Annotated in this window: 18 protein-coding genes; 10 read left to right on the plus strand and 8 right to left on the minus strand. The window is 55.2% G+C overall.

From position 1 onward, the window contains the following. Window positions 1–165: 165 nt before the first annotated feature. Together AC07RN_RS05490 and azoR are read right to left on the minus strand one after the other, a co-directional pair. Complete coding sequence (locus tag AC07RN_RS05490; protein WP_478335805.1) at window positions 166–1,272, minus strand: GGDEF domain-containing protein; 1,107 nt, start codon at window positions 1,270–1,272, stop codon at window positions 166–168. Between the two features lie 286 nt (window positions 1,273–1,558). Continuing rightward, a complete protein-coding gene (gene azoR / locus AC07RN_RS05495; RefSeq protein ID WP_478335806.1) occupies window positions 1,559–2,164 on the minus strand; it encodes an FMN-dependent NADH-azoreductase in 606 nt (201 codons plus the stop codon). A 203-nt stretch (window positions 2,165–2,367) separates the two neighbouring features. Here azoR and hrpA point away from each other — a divergent pair, with 203 nt between their 5' ends. Beyond that, window positions 2,368–6,270, plus strand: coding sequence for an ATP-dependent RNA helicase HrpA (gene hrpA, locus AC07RN_RS05500; RefSeq protein WP_407437497.1), 3,903 nt, complete (start codon window positions 2,368–2,370; stop codon window positions 6,268–6,270). A gap of 362 nt (window positions 6,271–6,632) precedes the next feature. On the opposite strand, the gene AC07RN_RS05505 is transcribed toward hrpA, so the two are convergent. Genes AC07RN_RS05505 through AC07RN_RS05515 form a run of 3 tightly spaced genes read right to left on the minus strand, consistent with a single transcriptional unit; the run spans window position 6,633 to window position 10,789 of the window. Next, window positions 6,633–8,012, minus strand: coding sequence for an efflux transporter outer membrane subunit (locus AC07RN_RS05505; protein ID WP_478335807.1), 1,380 nt, complete (start codon window positions 8,010–8,012; stop codon window positions 6,633–6,635). Further along, entirely contained in the window at window positions 8,009–9,091 is a 1,083-nt protein-coding gene (locus tag AC07RN_RS05510; RefSeq protein WP_012017341.1) for an HlyD family secretion protein, read from the minus strand. The genes AC07RN_RS05505 and AC07RN_RS05510 overlap by 4 nt, the downstream gene beginning before the upstream one ends. 45 nt (window positions 9,092–9,136) lie before the next feature. After that, window positions 9,137–10,789, minus strand: coding sequence for an MFS transporter (locus tag AC07RN_RS05515; RefSeq protein WP_478335808.1), 1,653 nt, complete (start codon window positions 10,787–10,789; stop codon window positions 9,137–9,139). A 212-nt stretch (window positions 10,790–11,001) separates the two neighbouring features. Here AC07RN_RS05515 and AC07RN_RS05520 point away from each other — a divergent pair, with 212 nt between their 5' ends. Both AC07RN_RS05520 and aldA read left to right on the plus strand, forming a co-directional pair. Next, window positions 11,002–11,796 carry a YdcF family protein gene (locus tag AC07RN_RS05520; protein ID WP_478335809.1) on the plus strand — a complete coding sequence of 265 codons (795 nt, stop codon included), beginning with the start codon at window positions 11,002–11,004 and terminating at the stop codon, window positions 11,794–11,796. Between the two features lie 197 nt (window positions 11,797–11,993). Continuing rightward, the gene (gene aldA, locus AC07RN_RS05525; protein ID WP_478335810.1) at window positions 11,994–13,433 is read left to right on the plus strand and encodes an aldehyde dehydrogenase; all 1,440 of its coding nucleotides are present in this window, start codon (window positions 11,994–11,996) and stop codon (window positions 13,431–13,433) included. Window positions 13,434–13,621: 188 nt separating this feature from the next. Here the strand turns inward: aldA and AC07RN_RS05530 are convergent, their stop codons facing one another. Next, window positions 13,622–14,548: an alpha/beta hydrolase gene (locus AC07RN_RS05530; RefSeq protein ID WP_478335811.1), complete on the minus strand. Its 927-nt coding sequence runs from the start codon at window positions 14,546–14,548 to the stop codon at window positions 13,622–13,624. A gap of 105 nt (window positions 14,549–14,653) precedes the next feature. Beyond that, entirely contained in the window at window positions 14,654–15,655 is a 1,002-nt protein-coding gene (gap, locus tag AC07RN_RS05535; protein ID WP_478335812.1) for a type I glyceraldehyde-3-phosphate dehydrogenase, read from the minus strand. 192 nt (window positions 15,656–15,847) lie between these two features. On the opposite strand from gap, the gene cybB reads away from it, so the two are divergent. The 7 genes from cybB to AC07RN_RS05570 all read left to right on the plus strand — a co-directional run bounded on the left by cybB (window position 15,848) and on the right by AC07RN_RS05570 (window position 23,030). Then, the gene (gene cybB, locus AC07RN_RS05540; RefSeq protein ID WP_478335813.1) at window positions 15,848–16,378 is read left to right on the plus strand and encodes a cytochrome b561; all 531 of its coding nucleotides are present in this window, start codon (window positions 15,848–15,850) and stop codon (window positions 16,376–16,378) included. A gap of 171 nt (window positions 16,379–16,549) precedes the next feature. Further along, window positions 16,550–17,551 (plus strand): NAD-dependent epimerase/dehydratase family protein, encoded by a 1,002-nt coding sequence (locus AC07RN_RS05545; protein WP_478335814.1) that lies wholly within the window; start codon window positions 16,550–16,552, stop codon window positions 17,549–17,551. Then, window positions 17,548–18,873, plus strand: coding sequence for an MFS transporter (locus AC07RN_RS05550; protein WP_235135557.1), 1,326 nt, complete (start codon window positions 17,548–17,550; stop codon window positions 18,871–18,873). The genes AC07RN_RS05545 and AC07RN_RS05550 overlap by 4 nt, the downstream gene beginning before the upstream one ends. A gap of 348 nt (window positions 18,874–19,221) precedes the next feature. Next, on the plus strand, window positions 19,222–19,497 hold the full coding sequence (locus AC07RN_RS05555) for a metal/formaldehyde-sensitive transcriptional repressor (protein ID WP_012017350.1): 276 nt from the start codon (window positions 19,222–19,224) through the stop codon (window positions 19,495–19,497). A gap of 29 nt (window positions 19,498–19,526) precedes the next feature. Further along, entirely contained in the window at window positions 19,527–20,645 is a 1,119-nt protein-coding gene (locus AC07RN_RS05560; protein WP_012017351.1) for an S-(hydroxymethyl)glutathione dehydrogenase/class III alcohol dehydrogenase, read from the plus strand. 161 nt (window positions 20,646–20,806) lie between these two features. Beyond that, on the plus strand, window positions 20,807–22,498 hold the full coding sequence (locus AC07RN_RS05565; RefSeq protein WP_478335815.1) for a methyl-accepting chemotaxis protein: 1,692 nt from the start codon (window positions 20,807–20,809) through the stop codon (window positions 22,496–22,498). A gap of 82 nt (window positions 22,499–22,580) precedes the next feature. Further along, window positions 22,581–23,030: an energy transducer TonB gene (locus AC07RN_RS05570; RefSeq protein WP_478335816.1), complete on the plus strand. Its 450-nt coding sequence runs from the start codon at window positions 22,581–22,583 to the stop codon at window positions 23,028–23,030. Between the two features lie 46 nt (window positions 23,031–23,076). Here the strand turns inward: AC07RN_RS05570 and AC07RN_RS05575 are convergent, their stop codons facing one another. Then, window positions 23,077–25,461 carry a glucose/quinate/shikimate family membrane-bound PQQ-dependent dehydrogenase gene (locus AC07RN_RS05575; RefSeq protein WP_478335817.1) on the minus strand — a complete coding sequence of 795 codons (2,385 nt, stop codon included), beginning with the start codon at window positions 25,459–25,461 and terminating at the stop codon, window positions 23,077–23,079. Between the last annotated feature and the right edge of the window lie 259 nt (window positions 25,462–25,720).

Genomic DNA, 25,720 nt, shown 5'->3' on the forward strand with positions numbered 1-25,720 from the left:
TACGTAATGACATGGTATCTCTCGCATCCCACGGCATAAGCGACTCCGGAAAAGGGGTTCGTATGCCTTAGTTGTAAGTGTCTACCATGTCCCCGAACAAGTGTTCATGATGTCCCCGGACCGTACAGTGGGAGAGGGGTGGGGTGAGGGCATCAGACGACGCGATCACACGGCCCAGCGGTCACGTCCAGCCTCTTTGGCGCGATACAGTGCGGCATCAGCCTGAGCAATTAACTGGCTCACGCTCAAACCTGGCGTCATTCCGGCAATACCCAAGCTCACCGTCACGCACTCACCCACTTTTGAAGCGCTATGCGCAATCGCGAAAGCGCGCAACGTATCCTGAATACGCGCCGCCACCTGTTCCGCCATCTCTGTGGAACAATCGAACAGGATCACCACAAATTCCTCACCGCCATAGCGCGATACCACATCATCAGGTGTGCGTACCGACTGTTTCAGCGCCTGCGCCACGCGAGCCAGACATTCGTCTCCCGCCTGGTGGCCGTAGGTATCGTTGTAGAGCTTGAAATAATCAACGTCGAGCATAATCAGCGAAAAGGATTTCTGCTGGCTGACCGCGTTTTCCAGGACGCCTTCCATCGCCCGGCGATTGGCCGTTTCGGTCAACGCATCCTGATGCGCCAGCGCGTCCAGGCGTGCGATCAGCATCTGATTTTGCTGATTACGCTCCCAGGCCTCGTCAAACCAACGCAATAAAAGAATTCGCCCGAAGATAATAATTAGCGTAAACACCAGCCAGAGGGTGGCGAAGCGAATATTCACCCCGTGATTAAGCATGATGCTTGCCACGGGAAGCGCCAGCCACAGCGGTAGCACGTAGCAGAGCAGGCCACTCAAATGATAATACAGGGCGGTAATCGCGGTGAGGATCAGAATAACGTACAGCGGCCAGGCGTGCGGCAGCTTCCAGTAAACGATGAACCAGAAACAGCACACGGACCAGATTGCGCTCAGCATCAGCAGCGCTGCGCCGATCCCCCGATAATGGCGTAAGGCCATCAAAACCAGCATCGCCGAAAGGCCAATGATGCCGAGCATCGCGCTGTTGATCAGCAAACTGGCGTGCAACGACACCTGGTAAAAGGCGTCGATGTTGTCGAACAAACTGTTGCGCAGCCAAATCACCAGCGCAAAGCTGACGTTCACAAAGGCCAGCCAGGGCATGTTCATCGCTAGCCCGCGCGCCGCCATGGCCTCGCGAGTCGGCCAGGTCGTTAACTCAGGTCGCGGATGATGTCTTTTTTCCATTCATTTTATCGCTACTGAAAAGGGTCAGGACCGTCATAAACGGATACATGTTCAGATTGCTGCGTTACAGTGTCACTAATTGATTGGCGCAGGGTCATGGGAAACTGATATGAGTCTGGCAGCATTATAACGAGGGTCAATGTGTAAGCGTGATTTTGTCAGCGTAGACGGGACGGTCGTGTCGAATACGATTTAATCGAAGTGAAGGCTGGGGAAGCGCGAAGCGTTGAGCGTGCGTATGGGGAAAATGAAAAACCCTCCCACCGGGCGGTGAGAGGGTAAAATCTTATGCAGCAACCAGGCTGTCGATGGCGGCTTTCGCATCGGTCTGCGCTTTGGTCGCCACTTCTGGACCGTAAGCAATCCCTTCAGCAAACACAAAGTTCACGTCGGTGATGCCGATGAAGCCGAGGAACACGCTCAGGTACGGCGAAATCAGGTCAGTTGGGGTATCTTTGTGAATACCGCCACGGCTGGACAGCACGATAGCGCGTTTACCTTTCACCAGACCTTCCGGACCGTTCTCGGTGTAGCGGAATGTCACACCAGCACGCGCCACCAGGTCGAAGTAGTTTTTCAGCTGCGTTGGGATGTTGAAGTTGTACATCGGCGCGTTGATCACGATAACGTCGTGAGCCTGCAGCTCAGCGATCAGTTCGTCAGACAGAGACAGCGCTTCTTGCTGACGTGGCGTCAACGGCGCATCGCTTGGACGCAGCGCACCCACCAGTTCACCATCCAGGACAGGAATTGGCTGAGCAGCCAGATCGCGGACGGTGATTTCGTCAGCGCTGTGCTGTTGACGCCACTGCTCAACGAAATAGTCAGACAGCTGACCAGACTGAGAGTACCCTGCCAGAATACTGGATTTGAGAACTAATACTTTGCTCATGGGTGATTCCTTAATTGTATTTGATTGGGGGGATTGCCCCGTTGCTTGCAGACACTTTATTCACAATCCTGTCGCAGGGATAGCGCAATATATCGAACCCAGTGTTCAGTTTTTTTGAATAAGGCGGTAGATGCCCTGATGTGGTACTCTATAGCAATCATTAAAAAGAGATTTTACCCGGCAGAGCACTGCCCCTTAACGCTATGACAGAACAACAAAAAATCACCTTCCCGATGCTTATGCAACAGCTGGAAACGCTGATGTTGCGCGATAAACAGCGCTTTGCGCGTCGCCTGCATGGGGTGAAGAAGGTTAAAAATCCTGATGCACAACAGGCCATTTATCAGGAGATGGCGAAAGAGATTGAACAGGCTGCAGGGAAAGTCGTGCTGCGCGAAGCGGCGCGTCCGGATATCACCTATCCGGAAAACTTGCCCGTCAGTCAGAAAAAACAGGAAATTCTCGAAGCCGTTCGCGACCACCAGGTGGTGATCGTGGCAGGGGAAACCGGTTCAGGTAAAACCACGCAGTTGCCGAAAATCTGCATGGAGTTAGGGCGCGGTGTGAAGGGCTTGATTGGCCATACCCAGCCGCGTCGTCTGGCCGCGCGAACCGTGGCGAATCGTATCGCTGAAGAGTTGCAAACCGAGCCGGGCGGCTGCATCGGTTATAAAGTGCGCTTCAGCGATCACGTTAGCGATAACACCTTGGTCAAGCTAATGACCGACGGTATTCTGCTGGCCGAAATCCAGCAGGATCGCCTGCTGATGCAATACGACACGATTATCATCGATGAAGCGCACGAGCGTAGTCTGAACATCGATTTTTTGCTGGGCTATTTGCGTGAACTGTTACCGCGTCGCCCGGATCTGAAAATCATCATTACGTCGGCGACAATCGATCCGCAACGCTTCTCGCGCCACTTCAACAATGCGCCGATTATCGAAGTATCAGGCCGGACTTATCCGGTTGAAGTGCGCTATCGCCCGATTGTTGAAGACGCAGACGACACCGAGCGCGATCAGCTGCAGGCTATTTTCGATGCGGTGGATGAACTGGGGCGCGAAAGCCCGGGTGATATTCTCATTTTCATGAGCGGTGAGCGCGAAATTCGCGATACCGCCGATGCGCTCAGCAAGCGCGATCTGCGCCATACCGAGATTTTGCCACTCTACGCACGTCTGTCGAACAGCGAGCAAAACCGCGTGTTCCAGTCGCATCATGGTCGTCGCATCGTGCTCGCGACCAACGTGGCGGAAACCTCGCTCACCGTGCCGGGTATCAAATATGTGATTGATCCGGGTACGGCGCGTATCAGTCGCTACAGCTTCCGCACCAAAGTGCAGCGCCTGCCGATTGAGCCGGTTTCGCAAGCCTCGGCTAACCAGCGTAAAGGCCGCTGCGGACGCGTCTCCGAAGGTATCTGTATTCGGTTGTATTCCGAGGACGATTTCCTGTCGCGTCCGGAATTTACCGACCCGGAAATTCTGCGTACCAACCTGGCGTCGGTTATTTTGCAGATGACCGCGCTGGGGCTGGGCGATATCGCCGCGTTCCCGTTTGTTGAAGCGCCGGATAAACGCAATATTCAGGACGGGGTGCGCCTGCTGGAAGAGTTGGGCGCCATCACCACTGATGAGCAGGCCACCGCCTACAAACTGACGCCGCAGGGGCGTCAGCTAAGCCAGTTGCCGGTCGATCCGCGTCTGGCACGTATGGTGCTGGAAGCGCAAAAACACGGCTGCGTGCGTGAGGCGATGATTATCACGTCCGCGCTGTCTATTCAGGATCCGCGCGAGCGTCCGATGGATAAAAAGCAGGCGTCCGACGAAATGCACCGTCGTTTCCACGACAAAGAGTCGGATTTCCTCGCGTTTGTGAATCTGTGGAATTATCTCGGCGAGCAACAAAAAGCGCTGACGTCCAATGCGTTTCGTCGTCTGTGCCGGACCGAATACCTGAACTATTTGCGCGTGCGCGAGTGGCAGGATATCTACACCCAGCTGCGTCAGGTGGTCAAAGAGCTGGGGATCCCGGTCAACAGCGAACCAGCTGAATACCGTGAAATTCACGTCGCCTTGCTGACGGGACTGTTGTCGCATATCGGCATGAAAGATGTCGATAAACAGGAATTTACCGGCGCACGCAACGCCCGTTTCGCGATCTTCCCCGGCTCCGGTTTATTCAAGAAACCGCCGAAATGGACCATCGTCGCGGAGCTGGTTGAAACCAGCCGCCTGTGGGGACGCATTGCCGCACGGATCGATCCAGAATGGGTTGAGCCCGTGGCGCAGCACCTACTGAAACGCTCGTACAGTGAACCGCACTGGGAGCGCGCGCAGGGCGCGGTGATGGCGACCGAAAAGGTCACCGTTTACGGCCTGCCGGTCGTTGCCGCGCGTAAGGTAAATTACAGCCAGATTGACCCCGCGCTGTCTCGCGAGCTGTTTATTCGCCATGCGCTGGTCGAAGGCGACTGGCAAACGCGTCACGCGTTTTTCCGCGACAACCTGAAGCTGCGCGCCGAAGTCGAAGAGCTGGAGCATAAATCGCGTCGCCGCGACATCCTGGTGGACGACGAAGCGTTATTCGAATTCTACGATCAGCGCATCAGCCATGATGTGGTGTCGGGCCGTCACTTCGACAGCTGGTGGAAAAACGCCAGCAAAGAAACGCCAGACTTGCTCAATTTTGAAAAGAGCATGCTGATTAAAGAGGGCGCGGAAAACGTCAGCAAGCTGGACTATCCGAACTTCTGGCATCAGGGCAATCTCAAGCTGCGTCTGACGTATCAGTTTGAGCCGGGCGCAGATGCCGATGGCGTAACGGTGCATATTCCGCTGCCGTTGCTCAATCAGGTTGAAGAGAGTGGATTTGAGTGGCAAATTCCCGGCCTGCGCCGTGAACTGGTGATTGCGCTGATCAAATCCCTGCCAAAACCGGTGCGCCGTAATTTTGTTCCCGCGCCAAACTACGCCGAGGCGTTTTTAGGCCGCGTCACGCCGCTGGAAATGCCGCTGCTGGATGCGCTCGAGCGCGAGTTGCGCCGCATGACCGGGGTGACGATCGATCGTGAATCCTGGCACTGGGATCAGGTCCCAGACCATCTGAAAATCACCTTCCGGGTGGTGGATGACAAGAACAAAAAGCTGAACGAAGGCCGTTCGCTGACGGAGCTGAAAGACGCGCTAAAAGGCAAAGTGCAGGAGACGCTTTCTGCGGTGGCGGACGACGGTATCGAACAGAGCGGCCTGCATATCTGGAGCTTTGGCAATCTGCCGGATCATTACGAGCAAAAACGCGGCAACTATAAAGTGAAAGCGTGGCCTGCGCTGGTGGACGAACGCGACAGCGTGGCGATCAAGCTCTTTGATAATCCGCTGGAACAACAGCAGGCGATGTGGCGCGGTTTGCGTCGTTTACTGTTGCTGAATATTCCGTCGCCGATCAAATATCTGCACGAAAAACTGCCAAACAAAGCCAAACTCGGGCTGTACTTCAACCCTTACGGCAAAGTGCTGGACTTGATTGACGACTGCATCTCGTGCGGTGTGGATAAGCTGATCGACGAGGCGGGCGGTCCGGTCTGGACAGAAGAGGGCTTTGCGACGCTGCACGAAAAAGTGCGTGCGGAACTTAACGACACCGTGGTGACCATTGCGAAACAGGTCGAGCAGATCCTGACGGCGGTATTCAATATCAACAAACGCCTGAAAGGGCGCGTCGATATGACGATGGCGCTGGGTCTGTCAGATGTGAAAGCGCAGATGAGCGGCCTGGTGTATCGCGGCTTTGTGACCGGCAACGGGTTTAAACGCCTCGGCGATACGCTGCGTTATCTGAACGCAATCGAAAAACGTCTCGAGAAGCTGGCCGTGGATCCGCATCGCGATCGCGTACAAATGCTGAAGGTCGAAAGCGTTCAGCAGGCGTGGCAGCAGTGGCTGAACAAGCTGCCGCCTGCGCGCCGCGACGATGAGGACGTGCAGGCGATCCGCTGGATGATCGAAGAGCTGCGCGTCAGCCTCTTCGCACAACAGCTCGGTACGCCGTATCCGATTTCGGATAAGCGTATTTTGCAGGCAATGGATCAAATTAGCGGCTGATCATTTTCTGTGGATGTCGGCGCAACATGCGCCACGGGTTGTTCTTACGTTCACGTTATGTTCGCTGCTTCTCTGAAATGCCTGAACCTGTGAACGTGCCAGGGTGGCTCATTCGCCACCACCCTGGCGACCCGGGCTTCCGGCAAGAAAATCGCCGCTTCGCGGTACGCTCAGCTTATTCCTTCAGGCTTTCGTGCCGGGCGCGATCCTGCATCCATGCAGGTCACGCCCTCTCGGCGCGTCCTGCGCCTCGCCCGGCCTGTCGGAAACGCTTCGCCGATTTACAGCCGGACAAGGGCGTCGCTGCAACGCCTGGGCTACAACCAACGCATTCCTTCGCTTCGCAGAGTGGGCGCGGCTTTTCACTCACTGCGCCACCCACCTCCCAACGCCTTATACAAATCAATTTGCGCCAGCAGCAGATTATTTTTTACCTGCACGACGTTGGTTTGCACCGTGTACAGCGTACGCTGCGCATCCAGGACATCCAGATAAGACGAGTAACCGTTGTTATAACGGTTTTGCGCGATCCGCAAGGTTTCCTGGGAAACGGCCTGCTGCGCCAGCAGTTCTGTCAGCTGTTCCTGATAGCGCGTAATGGCGTCGAGGCTGTCATTCACTTCCTTAAACGCATTGCGGACGGTTTTTTCATAACTGTAGAGCGCCTGATTGCGTTGCGACTGCGAAATATCCACCTGTGCATTCAGCGCTTGCCGGTTGAGGAGCGGCGCAAGAATACTTCCGCCGACGCTCCAGAGCTGCAATGGATTATCCAGCAGGCCGGACAGCGTGCGATCTTGTATCGATCCGCTCGCCGTCAGGTTGATCGACGGCAACAGGCTGGCGCGAGAGGCGGCAAGCGAGGCATCCGTCGCGATAAGCTGGCGTTCGGCTTGTACGATGTCCGGGCGGCGATTCAATAATGAAGAGGGCAGTTGAGACGGGATTTGCAGCGGCGTGAGCATCTCAAAGCGTTCACTGCGGGCGACAGCGCCGGGGTTATTCCCTAGCAGAATGCTGAGCGCATTTTCCTGCTGCGCAATTTGATGCTGCACCTGCGGGATCTGCGCGCGCGTGGATCGCAGTTCGGAGTCAGACTGCATCAACTCCAGGCGCGAACTGTAGCCCGTTTCGAACTGGCGTTTTGCCAGCTTCCACGCTTCTTCGCGGGATTTCAGCGTCGATTGCGTGACCCGCAGCTGTTCATCCAGTGATAACAGCGTGATGTACCCCGAGGCCACCGACGCGGCGACGGTTAAATCGGCGGCAGCGGCAGCCGCTTTCTGCGCATCAAGCGACGCCTGCGCTGCCCGCGAGGTGCTGCGATTCACGCCCCAGATATCCACGTCATAACTGGCGGTCAGACTGCCTTTATACAGCGAGCCGTAAACCGGTAATCCGGTGGCGGCCGACTGCGAACGTGCGCGCGTCCCGCTGATGCCCGCGTCGAGCGACGGGAAAAGACTCCCGTCAGCGGCATAAACTCGCGCCTGGTATTCGTTCACGCGCTCGCGGGCAATCAGCACATCGCTATTATTCTGCAACGCCTGGCTAACGTAACGATTCAGATGATTATCGTGAAAATTGCGCCACCAACGCTGTTCTGCCGGGCTGGCAGGGCCGCTGGTTTCACGCCACTGCGACGGGATCTGCAGCGTCGGTTTCGCGGGGGCGATATCCGCAGACTGACACCCAGCCAGCAGCGCCGCCACTACCAAACCTGCAATGGGGCGAAAAGTCATTGCTTCTCCTCCCGCGTATCGATACTGACCTGCACCGACATTCCAGGGCGCAACAGCGCAGACGCTTCGGGTTTGCCGAGCACTTCAATACGCACCGGAATGCGCTGGGCGATTTTGACAAAGTTACCCGTGGCGTTGTCCGGTGTAATGGCGCTGAACTCTACGCCGGTGGCTGGCGAAATACTCTCCACACGGCCTTGATAGGCTTTGCCGTTTAACGCATCAACGGTGAATTTCACTGGCTGTCCCACGCGCAGGTCAGCCAGCTGTGTTTCTTTGATATTGGCGATCACCCAGTGCTGCGGCGGCACCAGCGTAGTGAGATGGGTTCCTGCGGTCACATATGCGCCCAAACGCACCGCAATTTGCCCAAGCTGGCCGTCGCGCGGGGCGGTGATGCGGGTATTTTGCAAATCGATTTGTGCCAGTTCCAGCGCCGCTTTGGCGCTTTCGACGTCGGCCTCCAGCGCACCGCGATTCACAATCACGGTTTGCAAATCCTGACGTGACATCTCGAGCGTGGCTTTCGCCTGATCGATATCCGCACTGCCCTGCGCGGCACTTGCCAGAGCGGCATCACGTTCGCGAATAGACAGCGATCCGTCCGCTGTTAAATCTTTCACTCGCTTGAGATCGGCCTGCGTTTTCAGGTTTTGCGCGCGGGCATTTTTCAGCGCCGCATCGTTACGCACAATCACCGCTTCGGCGCTTTTACGCTGCTGGAGATTATTATTGAGCGCGGCAATTTTCATCGCCAACTGCGCTTCAGCCTGATGAACGCGCTGGCGATAGATCCGGTCGTCGATTTGCAGCAGCAGATCGCCTTTCTTGACCTGCACAAAGTCCTGCACGTTAACTTCCGTGATATAGCCGTTGACCTGCGGGCTGATAAATGTGGTCTGACCGCGCACGTAGGCGTTATCCGTAAATTGCGTGTGACGGGTGAACGGCGGCAGTTGCCACGCATACAGAATCACCAAAACACCGACGATACCGATCGCCGCCGCGGTAAAAATGGACACCACGCGCAAATTATTGCGGGTATTGGCCTGTACGTTAGCGGCATCCTGCTGACTCATAACTTCTCCTGTGGTAACGCGATAAACATGATAATGGTTCTTTCCTTATTGGGTGCCGGTCGACTTTTTCAGTGCCAGTCGCGCAGTGAGTCGCAGGCGCAGCAAACGCCACAAAATCCACACCAGCGTTGCGGTGGCGATACCCGCCGTCAGCAGGTAAGTATCGTTGTAAGCGAGAATGTTTGCCTCAAGCGTGGTGACGGTTTGCAGCTGCGTCACGGCCTGCGTGTTCAGCAGCGCACTGTCGCCAATCAGGCTTTTGTACAGTTGGGTGTAAATCTGCAGCCGCTCGTTCACCAGCGGATTCAGCGTAGAGAGCTGATCGGCCAGCATGCTGGAGTGGTATTTTTCGCGCCAGGTCTGAAAGGTGCCGAGAATAGCAGAACCCAACAGCCCGCCAATGTTCTGGCTCATGCCAAAAAGCACCGAAAAACTGACCAGATTGCGTGGATCGGCAATGACGCCACCGATGCCTGCCAGCATCGCCGGAGCAAGGAAAAACGCACTCCCAAAGCCGAGCAAAAACTGGCTCAGCATCAGTTGATCCGGACGGGTAAGGTTGTTGGACTGGCTATCCAGCAGTGAGGCGACAATCATCAGCGCCAACGACGTCACGATCGGCCAGGCGAGTTTGGTTGGCTTGATGGTCAGGCAACTGGCGACAATTCCGCAGACAATACCGGCAAAAATTGACCACGCCAGATGCGTCATTTGTTCGTTCTGCAAGCCGACATATTGCAGCCAGCCGATGACGCCGGTATTTTGCTCCGCCAGCACGATGCGGATCAGCAGCATGATCAGCCCCAGACGCAAAATACTGCCGCTGGAGAGCCAGCGCGTATTCAGCAGCGGGTTGCTGCGGTTATGTTCGAAGACGATGGCCGACACAATTAACACCAGCGACAACGCTAGCGACCAGCCGATCCACGGCGCTTCAAACCACCATTCCAGCCGCCCGAGCGACAGCACGGCGCACAGCAGCGCCATTCCCGGTGCCAGCAAAAAAAAAGTGATGAAATCTTTTTTCTCAAACACTTTACGCCGATCGCCCGGCGGCAGTTTCAGCGCAATGACGCAGGCAAGCGACACCAGCGCCAGACCCAGCTCGAAGAAGTACAGCCCGCGCCATTCGTCGAGCTGCAGCAGTTCAGTTGAAAACAGGCGCGCAATCGGGATCGCCAGCGACGAACCGGTAATGCCAATGGTCAACGCCTTGAGGCGATGCTTCGCGGGCCACGCCTGAATCTGATAGTAAATGCCCAGCGAGCTCAGCGCGGCCGCCACCATGCCATGTGCGGCGCGAACCATCAGCGCTGAGCTGAGATCGTTGACGAACAGGTGGAAAAACGTCACCAGCACATACAGCACCAGAAAACCTTCGGTAAACGCTCGCAGCCCGTACTGCTGGCGGAATTTGACCAACAGCAGGTTGATTGACACGTTGGTCATGACGTAAACGGCAGGAAGCCAGGCGATTTCCGTCGACCAGACGGCAAAGGTGCCCTGTAAATTTTGCAGATTAGCGGCCACCATGGCGTTACCCAGCGCGCCCGTCAGGCAGACCAGCAAGCCCACGATGCCGTAGGCGAAACGTTTAGGTGTACTATGCAGCGGCGTAGAGGGCGAACCCAGCAGGGCGGGTTTTTCGTGAGGCTGCCACTCGCGAGGAGCATAAGGATCGCGTTGGGGCAGGCGCATAGCGTCGATTACCTTTACAAAGTTCTAATAATTAGTGGGCTAATGATTCTACGTCTGACGCAAATCATAATTCAAGTGAATATGAATAATGTCTTTAAATCAAATATGTTTACATCATTTAGGCGGGATGGCGCAGGTGGCTTTCGGAGAGATCCTCTGTTCTGACATCATGCACGCGTTACCCTGACGGAAAGAAATGCAAGGAGGTAGAGATGACGATGACACTTTTTCCGTGCTTGCCCGAGCCGACGCTGGCGGCAATCAATACGGTTGGTGAATGGCTCGCGCAGGATGATTATCAGCCGGGAGAATCCGTTGATAGCGTTATTCTGGCGGGGAACGCGGTGATCCCGACCATTGATGCCGCTTGCCGCGTGGCGTCAGAGCAGGGCGTTCCGCTGTTGATCAGCGGAGGCATCGGCCACTCGACAACCTTTCTCTATGCTGCAACGGCGCGTCACCCGCGCTACAACACCGTACCGACCACCGGACGCGCAGAATCCGCGATTCTGGCGGATATCGCCCGTCAGTTCTGGAACATTCCGGATGAACACCTGCAGGTTGAAGACCAGTCGACCAACTGTGGCGAAAACGCGCGCTTTAGCTGCGACATTTTACAGCAACATCCGCCCCTGCCTGGCCGGGTGCTGGTGGTGCAAGATCCCACCATGCAGCGGCGCACCATGGCGACGTTTGCGCGTGTCTCTCGCGATGACTCTTTTTCGCCGCAGTGGGTGAGCCATCCGGGGGTTATCCCGCGTCTGCAAAATAGCGAAGACGGCCTGGTGTTTTGCGACGGAGGCGAGGGGCTGTGGCCGGTAGAGCGGTATTTATCGCTGGTGCTCGGTGAGTTGCCGCGCCTGCGGGACAACGTTGACGGCTATGGACCGATGGGCCGCGATTTTATCGCCCATGTGGAGATTCCTGCCGAGGTGCGGTCCGCATGGCAGATTTTACGCCACGATATCACCCTGACCGATGCGCTAGTGAGTCGCTCGCTGCTGTGACAGTTGCCCGTTTGCGCACCCTTTCACGCAAACGGGCACTTTATGTTGTCGGGTTGTAACTTTTTTAGTCTGCTGACCCGTTTCTTTTATGAGATATCTCACAAAAACAGCGCGATAGAATAGGAATGTCGGCTCTTGCTTGTAGTTTTTAACAATAAATTTACTTGTTAAAAACAGTGCAATTACAGGAGCAGGTCATGACAGTACCCGTACAACATCCTATGTATATCGATGGACAGTTTGTTGCCTGGCAAGGTGAAGCCTGGATTGACGTGATCAATCCGGCGACCGAAGAGGTCATTTCCCGTATTCCCGATGGTCGCGCCGACGACGCCCGTAAAGCGATCGACGCGGCCGATCGTGCTCAGCCAGCCTGGGAAGCGCTCCCGGCCATTGAACGTGCAAACTGGCTACGCAAAATTTCAACTGGGATCCGCGAACGGGCCAGCGAAATCAGCGCGCTGATCGTCGCCGAGGGCGGCAAAATCCAACAACTGGCCGAGGTGGAAGTGAATTTCACTGCGGACTACATCGATTACATGGCGGAATGGGCGCGTCGTTACGAGGGCGAAATCCTGCAAAGCGATCGCCCCGGCGAAAATATTCTGGTCTTTAAACGCGCGCTGGGCGTGACGACCGGTATTCTGCCGTGGAATTTCCCGTTCTTCCTGATTGCCCGCAAGCTGGCACCGGCGCTGCTGACCGGGAATACTATCGTTATCAAACCGAGCGAATTCACGCCCAATAACGCCATCGCCTTTGCCAAAATTGTGGATGACATTGGCCTGCCAAAGGGCGTGTTTAACCTGGTGCTGGGGCGCGGTGAAACGGTCGGCCAGGAACTGGCGGGCAACCCGAAAGTCGCCATGGTCAGCATGACCGGTAGCGTGACGGCGGGTGAGAAAATCATGGCCGCCGCGGCGAAAAATATCACCAAAGTGTGCCTTGAGCTGGGCGGTAAAGCGCCGGCTATCGTGATGGACGACGCCGATCTGGATCTGGCGGTGAAAGCGATTGTTGATTCCCGCGTCATTAATACCGGACAGGTGTGTAACTGCGCGGAACGAGTGTATGTGCAAAAAGGCATTTACGATCGGTTTGTGAATCGTCTGGGTGAGGCGATGAAAGCGGTGCAGTTTGGCAATCCGGCGGAACGCACTGATATCGCGATGGGACCGCTGATTAACGCGGCGGCGCTTGAACGTGTCGAGCAAAAAGTGGCGCGTGCGGTGCAGGAAGGCGCAAAAGTAGTGTTGGGCGGTAAGGCTGTTGAAGGCAAAGGTTATTACTATCCGCCGACGCTACTGCTGGATGTGCGTCAGGAGATGACCATTATGCATGAAGAAACCTTCGGTCCGGTGCTGCCGGTGGTGGCATTTGATACGCTCGAAGAGGCGCTGACCATGGCTAACGACAGCGAATATGGTCTGACGTCGTCGATTTATACGCAGAATCTGAACGTGGCGATGAAAGCGATCAAAGGGCTGAAATTCGGTGAGACATACATCAACCGTGAGAACTTCGAAGCGATGCAGGGGTTCCATGCGGGGTGGCGTAAATCAGGGATCGGTGGCGCGGACGGTAAACACGGTCTGAATGAGTATTTGCAGACGCAGGTGGTGTATTTGCAGTCGTGAGTTGAGCCTCAGTTTCTGGGGGCTGTTAAACGTGTGGGTGCGTTGGGTATGCCTTTGGGTCTATATGCAGCGGGGTGAGTTATTTCATTCACTTTATGTTGGCTGCTGCTCTGTACCACTAAAACGGTGAACGTGCTGGGGCGGCTAAGTCACCGCCGCCCTGGCGACCCGGGCTCCCGGCAAGAAAATCACACTTTGGTGGCGATCCAGTTCATCATCAGTTCTGGCCATATGGCGGCTGGCAGACCCTGCGCATCGCGGATGCCGAATCCGTGCTTTCCGCGTTCAAACAGGTGCATTTCAACGGGCACATCCAGACGCCGCAGGGCGGTGAACATCTCTAGACTGTTTTCAACGTTAACCGCTGGATCGTCGATAGCATGGAGCAGGAATGTCGGCGGGGTGTCTTTTTCCGCTCTGTCCTCCAGCGAATAGCGGTGGATTTGCACGGGTGTTGGGTTGTCGCCAATCAGCTCATGACGCGAGCCCGGATGATCGATATCGGCGTGCATGGTGATGACCGGATAGACCAGCGCCATAAACGCCGGGCGCGCGCTCAGTTCATCGGCGGTATCGATGGCCTGATAAACCTGCTCGTTAAACCGTGTGCCAAGGCTGGCAGCCACATGACCCCCTGCGGAAAATCCCAGTACGCCGATACGCTCAGGATCGAGTTTCCACTCCTGCGCATTTGCACGGACAATGCGCATCGCACGCTGGACGTCGGCCAGCGGGGCGTCAGCGCCGTCCTGGTGCCCGTCGCCCGGCATGCGATAGGTCATTACAAACAAGGTGTAACCGCGAGCATTGAAGAAGGGGGCCAGCGCGCTACCTTCTTTATCAAGCACGACGCGACGATAGGACCCGCCGGGGGTGACCAGAATACCGACGCCGTTGGGCTTATCGGGGGCATAGACGGTGATTTCAGGGGCGCGAATACCGGTAACGGAACGGTCATAATCAGACGTGCCGGTATAGCGCGGTTCGGGTGTGAAAACCGCGTCGCTACTGGCGGCGCCCGGCGCTTCGCCATGAGGCCAGACGGTAAACGTTACTGAGTGGGCGACGGCGTGGGCCATCATTTTTTCTAACGCGGCACGGCTCAGAGTTTCCATCGAAACACTCCCTAAACTGGAAACCGAACGTTATAGCACAGTTAAATAATTGAAAACCGGAAGGGATTCACAACCAGCGGACAGCCAGGCTGCCCGCTGGGCGAATTACAGCGCGGCGAACTTATCCAGCGTGCGAACTAACTGCGTAACAAACCCGTATTCGTTGTCATACCAGGCAACGGTTTTCACCAGTTGCACGTCACCCGCCTCCGTGACTTCGGTCTGGGTGGCATCGAATATCGAACCAAAATGTGAGCCAATCACATCTGACGACACAATTTCTTCGTCGGTATAGCCAAAGGATTCGTTATTCTCCGTCGCCTTTTTAAGCGCATTATGAATGTCATCTACGCTGACTTTCTTCTCAAGAATCGTCACCAGTTCGGTGACGGAACCGGTTTTCACGGGTACACGCTGAGCATGGCCTTTTAGCTTGCCGACGAGTGCCGGAATGACCAGCCCAATGGCTTTTGCCGCGCCCGTAGTATGCGGAATGATATTTTCAGCTGCCGCACGCGAGGCGCGAAGATCTTTGCCCCGAGGGCCATCCACCAGCGCTTGCGTACCGGTATAGGCGTGAATAGTGGTCATGGTGCCGACCTTAATACCAAAATTGTCCTGAAGCGCTTTTGCCATGGGCGCCAGGCAGTTAGTGGTGCAGGACGCGACAGAAATGATGGTGTCGCTGGCATTAATCGTGTCGTCATTCACGTTAAAGACGATCGTTTTCATGTCACCCGCTGGCGCTGAAATCAGCACTTTCTTCGCGCCGGCGTCCAGATGCGCTTTTGATTTTTCTTCTGAGGTGTAGAAACCGGTACATTCAACGACGACGTCAACGCCTGCCGATGTCCACGGAATGTGTTTGGCCTCTTTCTCGGCGTACACCGCGATCGACTGACCATCGACAATCAGCGAGTCTTCAGTGAAATCGACGCTCCAGGGAAAAGGGCCGTAGTTAGAATCGTGTTTGAGCAGGTAGGCCAGCACTTTGGGTGACGTGAGGTCGTTAATGGCGACGACGGTATTGCTGTCCTGAGTTTCAAGCAAACGACGTAAAACCAGGCGTCCGATGCGACCGAATCCGTTAATGCCAATTTTACTCATGGTTGACTCCTGTATGAACTGAACGATGCGACAGTTTGAACTCATCCAGGCTTAGTCCATGTCAGCGCATGAGGCAATTGAAGATGCTTCATGCGCAGGCGAAGTTTTTGAAAACACATAAAGAAAAGTTAATGAATTTTTAAGGAAAGGCCGCTATGTTGACCCTTTCTTTGTACCGTTTCAGGAATTCATATGCGTAATAAATATACTGGCCTGCAAATTGGCATTCACTGGCTGGTGTTTCTTTTGGTTGTCGTGGCGTACTGCGCCATGGAATTTCGCGGCTTTTTCCCGCGCAGCGCGCGCCCGCTGATTAACATGATTCACGTCTCTTGCGGGATCTCTATTCTGGTGCTGATGGTCGCTCGCCTGCTGGTGCGCGTGAAGTTCCCTGCGCCGCCGATTCAGCCAAAACCTAAAGCCATGATCACCGGCATGTCGCATCTGGGGCATTTGATTGTTTACCTGCTGTTTATTGCGCTACCGATTATCGGCCTGGTGATGATGTACAACCGAGGCAACGACTGGTTTGCTTTCGGAATGGTGATGCCTCACGCGGCACAAGCCAATTTTGATCTAGTGGATACGATGAAATCTTGGCACGAGACGCTGGCAAATCTGGGCTATTTTGTGATTGGTTTGCATGCTTTTGCGGCCCTGCTGCACCACTATTACTGGAAAGACAACACGCTGCTGCGCATGATGCCGAAAAAACGATCCTGATCGCTTCTTCCTCTCCTCGAACCCGCTGCCTGTCAGCGGGTTTTTTGTGATCCTCGATACCTTTTGGCAGCGTAAAACCGCGCAGCATCACATTTCTCTATCGTTTCCTGTGTGTTATTCACTCAATGGATATAAATAGTATATCTATAATAGAAACACTAAGGGGTGACGATGAAAATTGTACTCACAGGTTCCGCCGGGCGAATTGGTCACACGATTGCACTCCAGTTGCTGGTAGAGGGGCATCAAGTCACCGGAATTGACCTTGCGCCCGCAAGAATAGAGCATGCGCATTATCACCATGTGCAATGCCCGTTTGCGCAAGCAGAGATGTTGAACGATGCGGTGAAGGGGGCAGACGTTCTGCTGCACATTGGCGCGATGATGTCGTGGCATCCAAAAGACAATGCTGCGATGTTCCACGCCAATGTTACCGCTACGCAGTGGCTGTTGGATGCCGCCCGGGGGGCAGGCGTAAAGCGCTTTGTTTTCGCCAGCAGTGGCGAAGTGTATCCAGAAGTACGCGCGCAATTTCAGCCCGTGACGGAAGACCATCCGCGCAACCCGGTTTCGTTCTATGGCCTCACCAAAAAGCTGGCGGAAGATCTCGTGCTGTTTTATCAGCAGCAGGGACTGGAAACAGTGATTTTGCGTTTTCCACACACCCAATCCATTGATGAATTGCTTGATCCTGACAGCTTCTTTTCGGGACCGCGCTTTTTCCTGGACGGTAAAATTCGCCAGATGCGTTCGTTTGGCAATGATGTCGTGGCCAACAAACTGCAAACAGTGCGCGATCGGCTGGGTGGCCCGGCGATGATTGTCCAGTATGGTGAAGACGATAATCTGCCATACCAGATGCATATTGCTGATGTGCGCGATACGGCGGACGGTGTCATTCTGGCGATGACGCATCCGCGGGCGGCGAACGGCATTTATAATCTTGGCACTGATGAGCCAGTCGCATTTGAAGATATGCTGCCGGTGATGGCGCAGGCAACCGGATTGCCGCTGATTGATGTCACGATGCCAGGCAAAGCCGTGCGATTTAAAACCAGCAACCAAAAAATTAAGCGCGAACTGGGCTACCAGCCTCGTTTCACCTTTCCTGACATGATCGCGCAAGCCGCACGACTCACCGTTTACAGACATAATACAAAGGAGAGTGTATGAATAATTCAGCGCAGCAATCACTCGATAATGTGACTTCTGACCGCGAGATCCCAGTCGTGCGAAAATTACGTAAAGTCTTGCTGGCGACCGGAATCGGCCACTTTGTCGAGTGGTTTGATTTTGGTCTCTACGGAACGCTGGCGGCGATTATCGGTGTGCAGTTCTTCCAGGCCGAAAGCCCGGCGGTTGCGTTGCTGTCTTCCTTTGCCGTCTTTGGTGCCGGTTTCATTATGCGTCCGCTTGGCGGGTTGTATTTCGGATCGCTGGGCGACCGCATTGGTCGTCAGAAGGTGCTGGCGACGGTGATCCTGCTGACCTCAGGCGCGACGTTCGTCATGGGGCTGCTGCCGACGTTTTCACAAATCGGCATCGCCGCTACGGTCCTGCTGGTGATCACCCGCCTGATTCAGGGTTTTGCGGCGGGTGGTGAAAGCTCTGGTGCGACGACGTTCCTGGCTGAATATGCGCCAACCGCTCGACGCGGGTATTTCACCTGCTGGATCGATAACTTCGGATTTATGGCTTTTGTGGCGGGTTCCGGCCTGGTGTTTCTGCTAACTGCCACGCTGGGTGAAGCGACGATGAGCGACTGGGGCTGGCGTATTCCGTTCCTGATTGCCGGACCGCTGGGGCTGGTGGGGTTGTATCTGCGAAAACACCTCGAAGACACGCCTGAATTTCTTGAGATGGTTAAAAGTGGTAAAACCGAAGCGTCGCCGCTACGTACGGCCGTTACGACGGCCTGGGGCGCGCTGCTGTTTTGCGTCGGTTTTGTGGTGATCAAGGCCGTCGGGCACTGGACGTTGCAGACCTTTATGCCGAGCTATTTATCTACCGAACTGCATTATTCAAAACTCGACTCGTACGCTATCACCACCGTTGGGCTGTTCTCGATTGCGGTGATGGTGCCTTTTATGGGGTATCTGTCGGATAAATTTGGGCGTAAACCGTTGATGCTGGCGGGCTGCGCGGGTTTTATCTTGTTCACTTATCCCGCCATGATGGTGATGGCGCGCGGCGATATGCTGTCTGCGATACTGGCGATGTTGCTTCTGGGAGCGTTTATTGCCGCCTTTGATGGAGCATGCAGCGCGGCGATGGCAGAGCTGTTCCCGACCAGCATTCGCTATGGCGGCATGGCGATTGCGTACAACGTCGCTGTGGCATTCTTTGGCGGCATCACGCCATGGTTCTCGGCGTATCTCATCACGTCAACGGGCAATCCGTTCTCTCCGGCATACTACGTGATGGGTGCGGCGCTGATTACATTCCTGACGGTATTACGTGCGAAAGAAACTGCAGGGCAGCCGCTTCGTCGTTAAGTAGATAATCAGTCGGGATTTAACAGCATGATGTTGATTAGTCTGTTCTATCTCAAAGATGGATATCGCCATGACCAACGCGAAGTAAACGCATTTAAAGGCGCGGTCTGCCAGGGAAATGGCGAATATAAGTGATTTTGCGGTGTGTTTAAGGGGTCTGACCGATGTCGGCAGACCCCGGATTTTAGTCAACAGTGTCCCGATTCATCCACATTCAAACCCTCATCAAAACAGCATGAAAGTTCATTAACATCAGGCGTTTTTGTGGTCGTTCGTGGTTTCAGTATTAATGATTCCAATCAGGGCTGATTTATTTTACTATACCCCCCTACAGTATCTGGAGGGCGTATGCCGCATTCACCCGAAGACAAAAAGCGTGTTCTGACTCGCGTGCGTCGCATCCGGGGGCAGGTTGATGCCCTGGAACGTGCGCTGGAGTCTGGCGAACCCTGCCTTGCTATCCTGCAACAAATTGCGGCCGTACGCGGTGCAGCGAACGGTTTGATGGGCGAGATGGTCGAAATTCACCTCAAAGATGAGCTGGTCACCGGTGAGACAACGGTCGATCAGCGTGCGGTTCGCATGGCAGAAGTCGGCCATTTGCTACGCTCTTATCTAAAATAAAACTCTGACATCCCAGAAAGGAAGACACTATGAAATCACGTGCAGCCGTCGCATTTGGCCCAGGCCAGCCGCTGAAGATCGTCGAAATAGACGTCGCTCCGCCAAAAAAAGGCGAAGTGCTGGTTAAAATCACCCACACCGGCGTGTGCCATACCGATGCATTCACGCTGTCTGGCGACGATCCTGAAGGTGTTTTCCCGGCCGTTTTAGGCCATGAAGGCGGCGGTGTGGTTGTCGAAGTGGGCGAAGGCGTCACCAGCCTGCAGCCTGGCGACCACGTTATTCCGCTGTACACCGCAGAGTGTGGCGAGTGTAAGTTCTGTAAATCTGGCAAAACCAACCTGTGCCAGGCCGTTCGCGCCACCCAGGGTAAAGGTTTGATGCCAGATGGCACCACGCGTTTCTCTTATAACGGCGAGCCGATTTATCACTACATGGGTACCAGCACCTTCAGCGAATACACCGTGTGTGCAGAAATCTCGCTGGCAAAAGTTAACCCACAAGCTCCACTGGACAAAGTCTGCCTGTTGGGCTGCGGCGTCACCACCGGTATTGGCGCGGTTCACAACACTGCGAAAGTTAAAGAAGGCGATACCGTGGCCGTGTTTGGTCTCGGGGGAATTGGTCTGGCGGTGATCCAGGGCGCGGTACAGGCGAAAGCCGGACGCATTCTGGCGGTGGATACTAATCCGGAGAAATTCAAATTAGCCGGTGAAATGGGCGCGACTGATTTCATCAACCCGAAAGACTACGACAAGCCGGTTCAGGATGTGATTGTTGAACTGACCGATGGGGGTGTCGATTTCAGCTTCGAATGTATTGGTAACGTGAATGTCATGCGCTCAGCCCTCGAGTGCTGCCACAAGGGATGGGGCGAAAGCATCATCATTGGCGTGGCCGGTGCAGGCCAGGAAATCAAAACTCGTCCATTCCAGTTGGTAACCGGTCGCGTATGGCGTGGCTCCGCCTTTGGCGGCGTAAAAGGGCGTACTCAGTTGCCGGGTATGGTTGAAGATGCCATGGTCGGAAAAATCGATCTCGACCCGTTTATCACGCACCGTTTACCGCTTGATCAAATCAACGAAGCCTTCGATCTGATGCATGAAGGGAAATCCATCCGCACCGTCATCCATTTCGGCAGCAACTAATTATTTTGCCAGCGGTTTCCGCCGCTGGCATTTCTTTAATAATCTTCTCTAAAGTGTGACCCACCTGGCGCTTTTAACCATAATCAAATTCTCTGATTTGCCGATGATTTATTCACAGGCGTAATTATACGCACTTCATCCATATAAGAGAGTCGACGGTCATGGACAACACAAAAAAGATGCGAAGCCCGCAAACGCTGAGTTTCCTGCATCACATCCGGCTGGTTCCGCTGTTTTCCTCAATTCTCGGTGGCATCATTTTATTGTTTGCGTTGAGTTCGGTATTGGCGGGGTATTTCCTGCTGCAAGCCGATAACGATCAGCAAGATGTCACGCAGGAGATTCAGGTCCGCACGGGTTTATCTAATAGCTCAAACCATTTACGCACTGCCCGAATCAACATGATCCATGCGGGCGCGGCAAGCCGTATTGCTGAAATGGATGCGATGAAACAAAACATCGCCGAAGCTGAGACGCGTATCAAGCAGTCGCAGACGAGCTTCGCCATGTACATGAATCGTTCGGTTCGTACTCCTGCAGACGAAGCACTGGATAACGATCTGAAAACGCGCTTTGACGCCTACATCACCGGGCTTCAGCCGATGCTGAAATATGCCAAAAACGGCATGTTTGAAGCCATTATTAACCACGAAAATGAGTCCGCTCGTCCACTGGACGACGCGTATAACGAAGTGTTACTGAAAGCGATTAAGATCCGTACCGATCGCGCGAACTTGCTCACTTCTGAAGCGCACAAGCGCACGCAGTTGGGTCTGATGTTTATGGTTGGCGCGTTTGCGTTGGCCTTGATCCTGACGGCGATGACGTTTGTGGTGCTCCGCCGTACCGTGATTAATCCGCTGCAACGCGCTGCCCGCCGCATCGAACTGATTGCGAAAGGGGATTTGACCATGGCGGACGATCTGACCGGGCGCAGTGAAATTGGGCGTTTGACCCACGATCTGCAAACCATGCAGCACTCGCTGGTCAATACCGTCGGCACCGTGCGTCAGGGTGCGGAAGAAATTTATCGCGGGACCAGCGAGATCTCTGCCGGTAACACCGATCTCTCGTCCCGTACCGAACAGCAGGCGGCCGCGATTGAACAAACCGCAGCCAGCATGGAAGAGCTGACGGCGACGGTGAAACAGAACGCCGATAACGCCCATCACGCGAGCAAACTGGCAGAAGACGCCTCCGGTAAAGCCAGCCGTGGCGGCCAGATGGTGTCCGGCGTGGTGAAAACCATGAGCAATATCTCTACCAGCTCGAAGAAAATTTCGGAAATCACTGCGGTCATTAACAGCATCGCTTTCCAGACCAATATTCTGGCGCTGAACGCTGCCGTAGAGGCCGCGCGTGCGGGCGAACAGGGGCGTGGATTTGCGGTTGTGGCGAGTGAAGTGCGTACGCTGGCGAGCCGCAGTGCAAACGCCGCGAAAGAAATTGAAGGGCTGATTAATGAGTCGGTGACCCTTATCGATCAGGGTTCTGGCGAAGTGGTCGCTGCGGGTAACACCATGAATGATATCGTCGAAGCCGTTAAGCGCGTCACCGATATTATGCTTGAAATCGCGGCAGCGTCCGACGAACAGAGTCGTGGCATTGTGCAGGTCAGCCAGGCGATTTCTGAAATGGACAAAGTGACGCAGCAGAACGCCTCGCTGGTGGAAGAAGCGTCCGCAGCGGCGGCATCGCTGGAAGAACAAGGTGCGCGTCTGACCGAAGCGGTAGGTGCATTCCGTCTGAACGGCGTCGCGCCGTCTCGCAGCGCAAAACCGTCGGCTCTTGCGCAGTCCACTCCGTTACGCCCAGCCGTGGCTGACGGTGGCGATAACTGGGAAACCTTCTAATCTCCCTGGATTGACTGTCTCACCAACCTGTGTAAAAAGGGTTCATGTTCTGGCATGAACCCTTTTTTATGGTGGTACCGAAATGACTCCAGCAAAACGTATGACCCTCCTGATCGCGCTTTCCAGCCTGATGACCGGTTGCTCAGTGGGCGTGGGCGGTTTCGGCATCGGCGGTGGAAGCAACGGCGTAGGTGTGGGCGCGGGTTTATCCTTTCCGATAGGCGGCTCCGCCTCGACCAAAGACAACGCCACGGATTCCCAACAGCCTGACTGCGACGGCGAAGTGTATCAGGTGCAGCCGATCTATCCCGCACAGGCGGCAGCGCAGGAATTTGAAGGGAAAGTCGCGGTGAAATTTGATGTGAAGCCGAACGGACGTGCAATGGGATACAGTGCCAAAGGGGACAAAGCGTTCTTTGCCGAAACGTGGAAGGCCGTCTCCCGCAGCTGCTGGTCGCCGGGCGTGAGTCAGGATTTTGTGGTGTCATTTACCATGAATAAACCCGTGATGTTAGCGCCTGTCGCACCTTAAAAAAATGGCCAGTCACTCTTGCGACTGGCCGTTACGTGTTACCCGATTACGGTTTATCAGGTAGCGCATAGGCAATGATGTAATCACCCCTGTCCGGCGACTGGCGTGCGCCACCCGCGTTAATGATGATGTACTGTTTGCCTGTTTTCGGCGAGACGTAGGTCATCGGCCCCGACTGGCTGCCCACAGGCAGACGGTCTTTCCAGATCTCTTTCCCGGTCGCCGTATCAAACGCGCGCAGGTAGAAATCCTGGGTGCCCGCAAAGAACAGCAGACCCGACTGCGTGGACAGCGATGCGCCCAGCGTTGGCATCCCGATCGGGATAGGCATGTGCATACGAATGCCCAGCGGGCCGGTATCTTCCACGGTACCAACCGGAACCTGCCACACCAATTTGCCGCTTTTCAGATCGACGGCGGACATGGTGCCGAACGGCGGCTTCTGGCAGGGAATACCCAGTGGGGAGAGGAAACGCTCGCGCATGGCACCATACGGCGTGCCGTCCATCGGCACAATTCCCATCTCAATGCCGCTGGCGTTTTTGGCGACGTTTGCACGCGGCACCATATAGTTTGCCAGTCCCAGACGCATATCGTTGACGAACATCAGGCCGTTATTCGGATCCACCGACACGCTTCCCCAGTTCATGCCGCCGAGCGAGCCCGGGAACTGCAGAGAACGGTCAAGGCCTGGCGGGGTAAAGACGCCCTGATGACGCATCTCTTTAAACTGAATACGGCACAGCAGCAGATCGACAGGCGTCGCGCCCCACATGTCCGATTCGGTCAGCGTCTGGTTGCCAATCATCGGCATACCGACGGAATACGGCTGAGTCGGAGAATAGCGTTCGCCCTGAATATTGCCCGCAGGAACAGGACGTTCTTCGACTTTCGCTACCGGCTCGCCGGTTTCGCGATTGAGCATAAAAATCATGCCCTGTTTGCTGGTTTGCACCAGAACGGGCGTCGTGCCGCCTTTACCATCCGGCAAATCGTACAGCAGCGGTTGCGACGGCAGGTCAAAGTCCCACAGGTCGTGGTGAGTGGTTTGATAATGCCAGCGCACCTGACCGGTCGTCGCATCAACGGCCACCACGGATGAGCTGTATTTGTCGTCCAGGGGGGTACGTTCACCCGCGTAGAAATCAGGCGTTGCGTTGCCGGTCGGGAGATAAATCAGGTTCAGCTTCGCGTCGTAAGACATTGCCGACCAGACGTTTGGCGTGCCGCGCGTATAGGTCTGACCTTCCGGCGGCAGGCCGGTGATAGCCGGATTGCCCGGATCCCATGCCCACGCCAGTTTGCCGGTGCGAACGTCATAGGCACGCACCACGCCCGGCGGTTCGCCGGTGGAGAAGTTATCGGCGACTCGGCCCCCGACGACGACGACATTTCCGGCCACCAGCGGGGTTGACGTCTGCTGGTAATAGCCTGGTTTGATTTCGCCCATACCGACGCTGAGATCGACGACGCCGTGATCGCCAAAGTCTTCGCAGACCTTGCCGTTATCGGCGTTGATCGCGATCAGGCGCGCATCGGTTGTCGGCAGGAACAGGCGACGCGGGCAGGCCGCTGGCTGCGTATCTTTAAGTGACGTTGTCACTGATTGGGTGTCTTCAAAATAACCCAGACCGCGACAGCGCTGCCAGTTTGGCGCGGTGGCTTTGGAATCGTAACGCCATTTTTCTTTGCCGGAATCAACATCCAGCGCCAGCACTTTGCTGTACGGCGTGCAGACAAACAGCGTGTCGCCTATCTGTAAAGGGGTGTTCTGGTCTTCAGCACCGGACCCGTTGCTCTGCGGAATGTCACCCGTATGCGCGGTCCAGGCCACTTTCAACGTATTGATATTTTGCTTGTTGATCTGATCCAGCGCGGCAAAGCGGTCGCCGTGGGTGGTGTTTCCCCAGTGCGCCCAGTCTTTTTGCTGCTCGCCAGGGGCAACCGGTTTGACCGGAACAGGCTCATTAGCGGTTACGAGCGTTTGCGGTTTAAACATCCAGCCAACGCTCACCAGCATCGCCAGCGCAATAATCGCCGCCACCGTGAATGCCGGTTTTTTATTCACTGCTACGTTGCGGTTCGCCGCTCGCAGTAGTGGCCAGACAAGGGCGCACAGAAAGGCGAGGACGGCGAGGGTGAACAGGCGCGAGAACAGCGGCCAGAAATCCCAGCCAGCGTCATTCACCGCCCAAAAAATCGACGCGATAAAGGCGACAGCGTAAAGAATAATTCCGCTGATGCGACGGGTGAAAATCAAGAAGGCGGAGATCAACATCACTACGCCAACGATGAGGAAGTACCAGGTTCCTCCTACGGTAGCGAGCTTAAAGCCCAAGCCGCCAACCGCCAGACCGATGATTGTCATCAGCCCCACCAGGAGCCACTGCAGGAATTTTGCTATCCCGCGCGGCGCGCTGCCAAATGCCATTTCTGTCTCCTTAAAGACCTCATAATTCCCAGGTAACGCCACTCTGCGTATGTACCATATGGGTAACCAAGTTCGGATTTAATAATGATTTATTGAAAATATACCGCTTGTACGGCTTTCGAACGCACGTAAATTAAGTTCGAATGAACCATTTGGTGAATTCGCGGCTATGATAAAACTGTTAAATTGTTTTGCGCAATTGTTAATGAATGATTTCGCATTATTTGAATAACAGAAACAAAAAGCCCGTCAGAACGAC

It is taken from the genome of Lelliottia sp. GFLA7 (genome assembly GCF_056490165.1).

What these genes read in the sequence shown, in the direction of transcription:
- AC07RN_RS05490 (WP_478335805.1), bottom strand. Translation starts at nt 1,272, where the DNA reads ATGGAAAAAAGACATCATCCGCGACCTGAGTTAACGACCTGGCCGACT.
- azoR (WP_478335806.1), bottom strand. Translation starts at nt 2,164, where the DNA reads ATGAGCAAAGTATTAGTTCTCAAATCCAGTATTCTGGCAGGGTACTCT.
- hrpA (WP_407437497.1), top strand. Translation starts at nt 2,368, where the DNA reads ATGACAGAACAACAAAAAATCACCTTCCCGATGCTTATGCAACAGCTG.
- AC07RN_RS05505 (WP_478335807.1), bottom strand. Translation starts at nt 8,012, where the DNA reads ATGACTTTTCGCCCCATTGCAGGTTTGGTAGTGGCGGCGCTGCTGGCT.
- AC07RN_RS05510 (WP_012017341.1), bottom strand. Translation starts at nt 9,091, where the DNA reads ATGAGTCAGCAGGATGCCGCTAACGTACAGGCCAATACCCGCAATAAT.
- AC07RN_RS05515 (WP_478335808.1), bottom strand. Translation starts at nt 10,789, where the DNA reads ATGCGCCTGCCCCAACGCGATCCTTATGCTCCTCGCGAGTGGCAGCCT.
- AC07RN_RS05520 (WP_478335809.1), top strand. Translation starts at nt 11,002, where the DNA reads ATGACGATGACACTTTTTCCGTGCTTGCCCGAGCCGACGCTGGCGGCA.
- aldA (WP_478335810.1), top strand. Translation starts at nt 11,994, where the DNA reads ATGACAGTACCCGTACAACATCCTATGTATATCGATGGACAGTTTGTT.
- AC07RN_RS05530 (WP_478335811.1), bottom strand. Translation starts at nt 14,548, where the DNA reads ATGGAAACTCTGAGCCGTGCCGCGTTAGAAAAAATGATGGCCCACGCC.
- gap (WP_478335812.1), bottom strand. Translation starts at nt 15,655, where the DNA reads ATGAGTAAAATTGGCATTAACGGATTCGGTCGCATCGGACGCCTGGTT.
- cybB (WP_478335813.1), top strand. Translation starts at nt 15,848, where the DNA reads ATGCGTAATAAATATACTGGCCTGCAAATTGGCATTCACTGGCTGGTG.
- AC07RN_RS05545 (WP_478335814.1), top strand. Translation starts at nt 16,550, where the DNA reads ATGAAAATTGTACTCACAGGTTCCGCCGGGCGAATTGGTCACACGATT.
- AC07RN_RS05550 (WP_235135557.1), top strand. Translation starts at nt 17,548, where the DNA reads ATGAATAATTCAGCGCAGCAATCACTCGATAATGTGACTTCTGACCGC.
- AC07RN_RS05555 (WP_012017350.1), top strand. Translation starts at nt 19,222, where the DNA reads ATGCCGCATTCACCCGAAGACAAAAAGCGTGTTCTGACTCGCGTGCGT.
- AC07RN_RS05560 (WP_012017351.1), top strand. Translation starts at nt 19,527, where the DNA reads ATGAAATCACGTGCAGCCGTCGCATTTGGCCCAGGCCAGCCGCTGAAG.
- AC07RN_RS05565 (WP_478335815.1), top strand. Translation starts at nt 20,807, where the DNA reads ATGGACAACACAAAAAAGATGCGAAGCCCGCAAACGCTGAGTTTCCTG.
- AC07RN_RS05570 (WP_478335816.1), top strand. Translation starts at nt 22,581, where the DNA reads ATGACTCCAGCAAAACGTATGACCCTCCTGATCGCGCTTTCCAGCCTG.
- AC07RN_RS05575 (WP_478335817.1), bottom strand. Translation starts at nt 25,461, where the DNA reads ATGGCATTTGGCAGCGCGCCGCGCGGGATAGCAAAATTCCTGCAGTGG.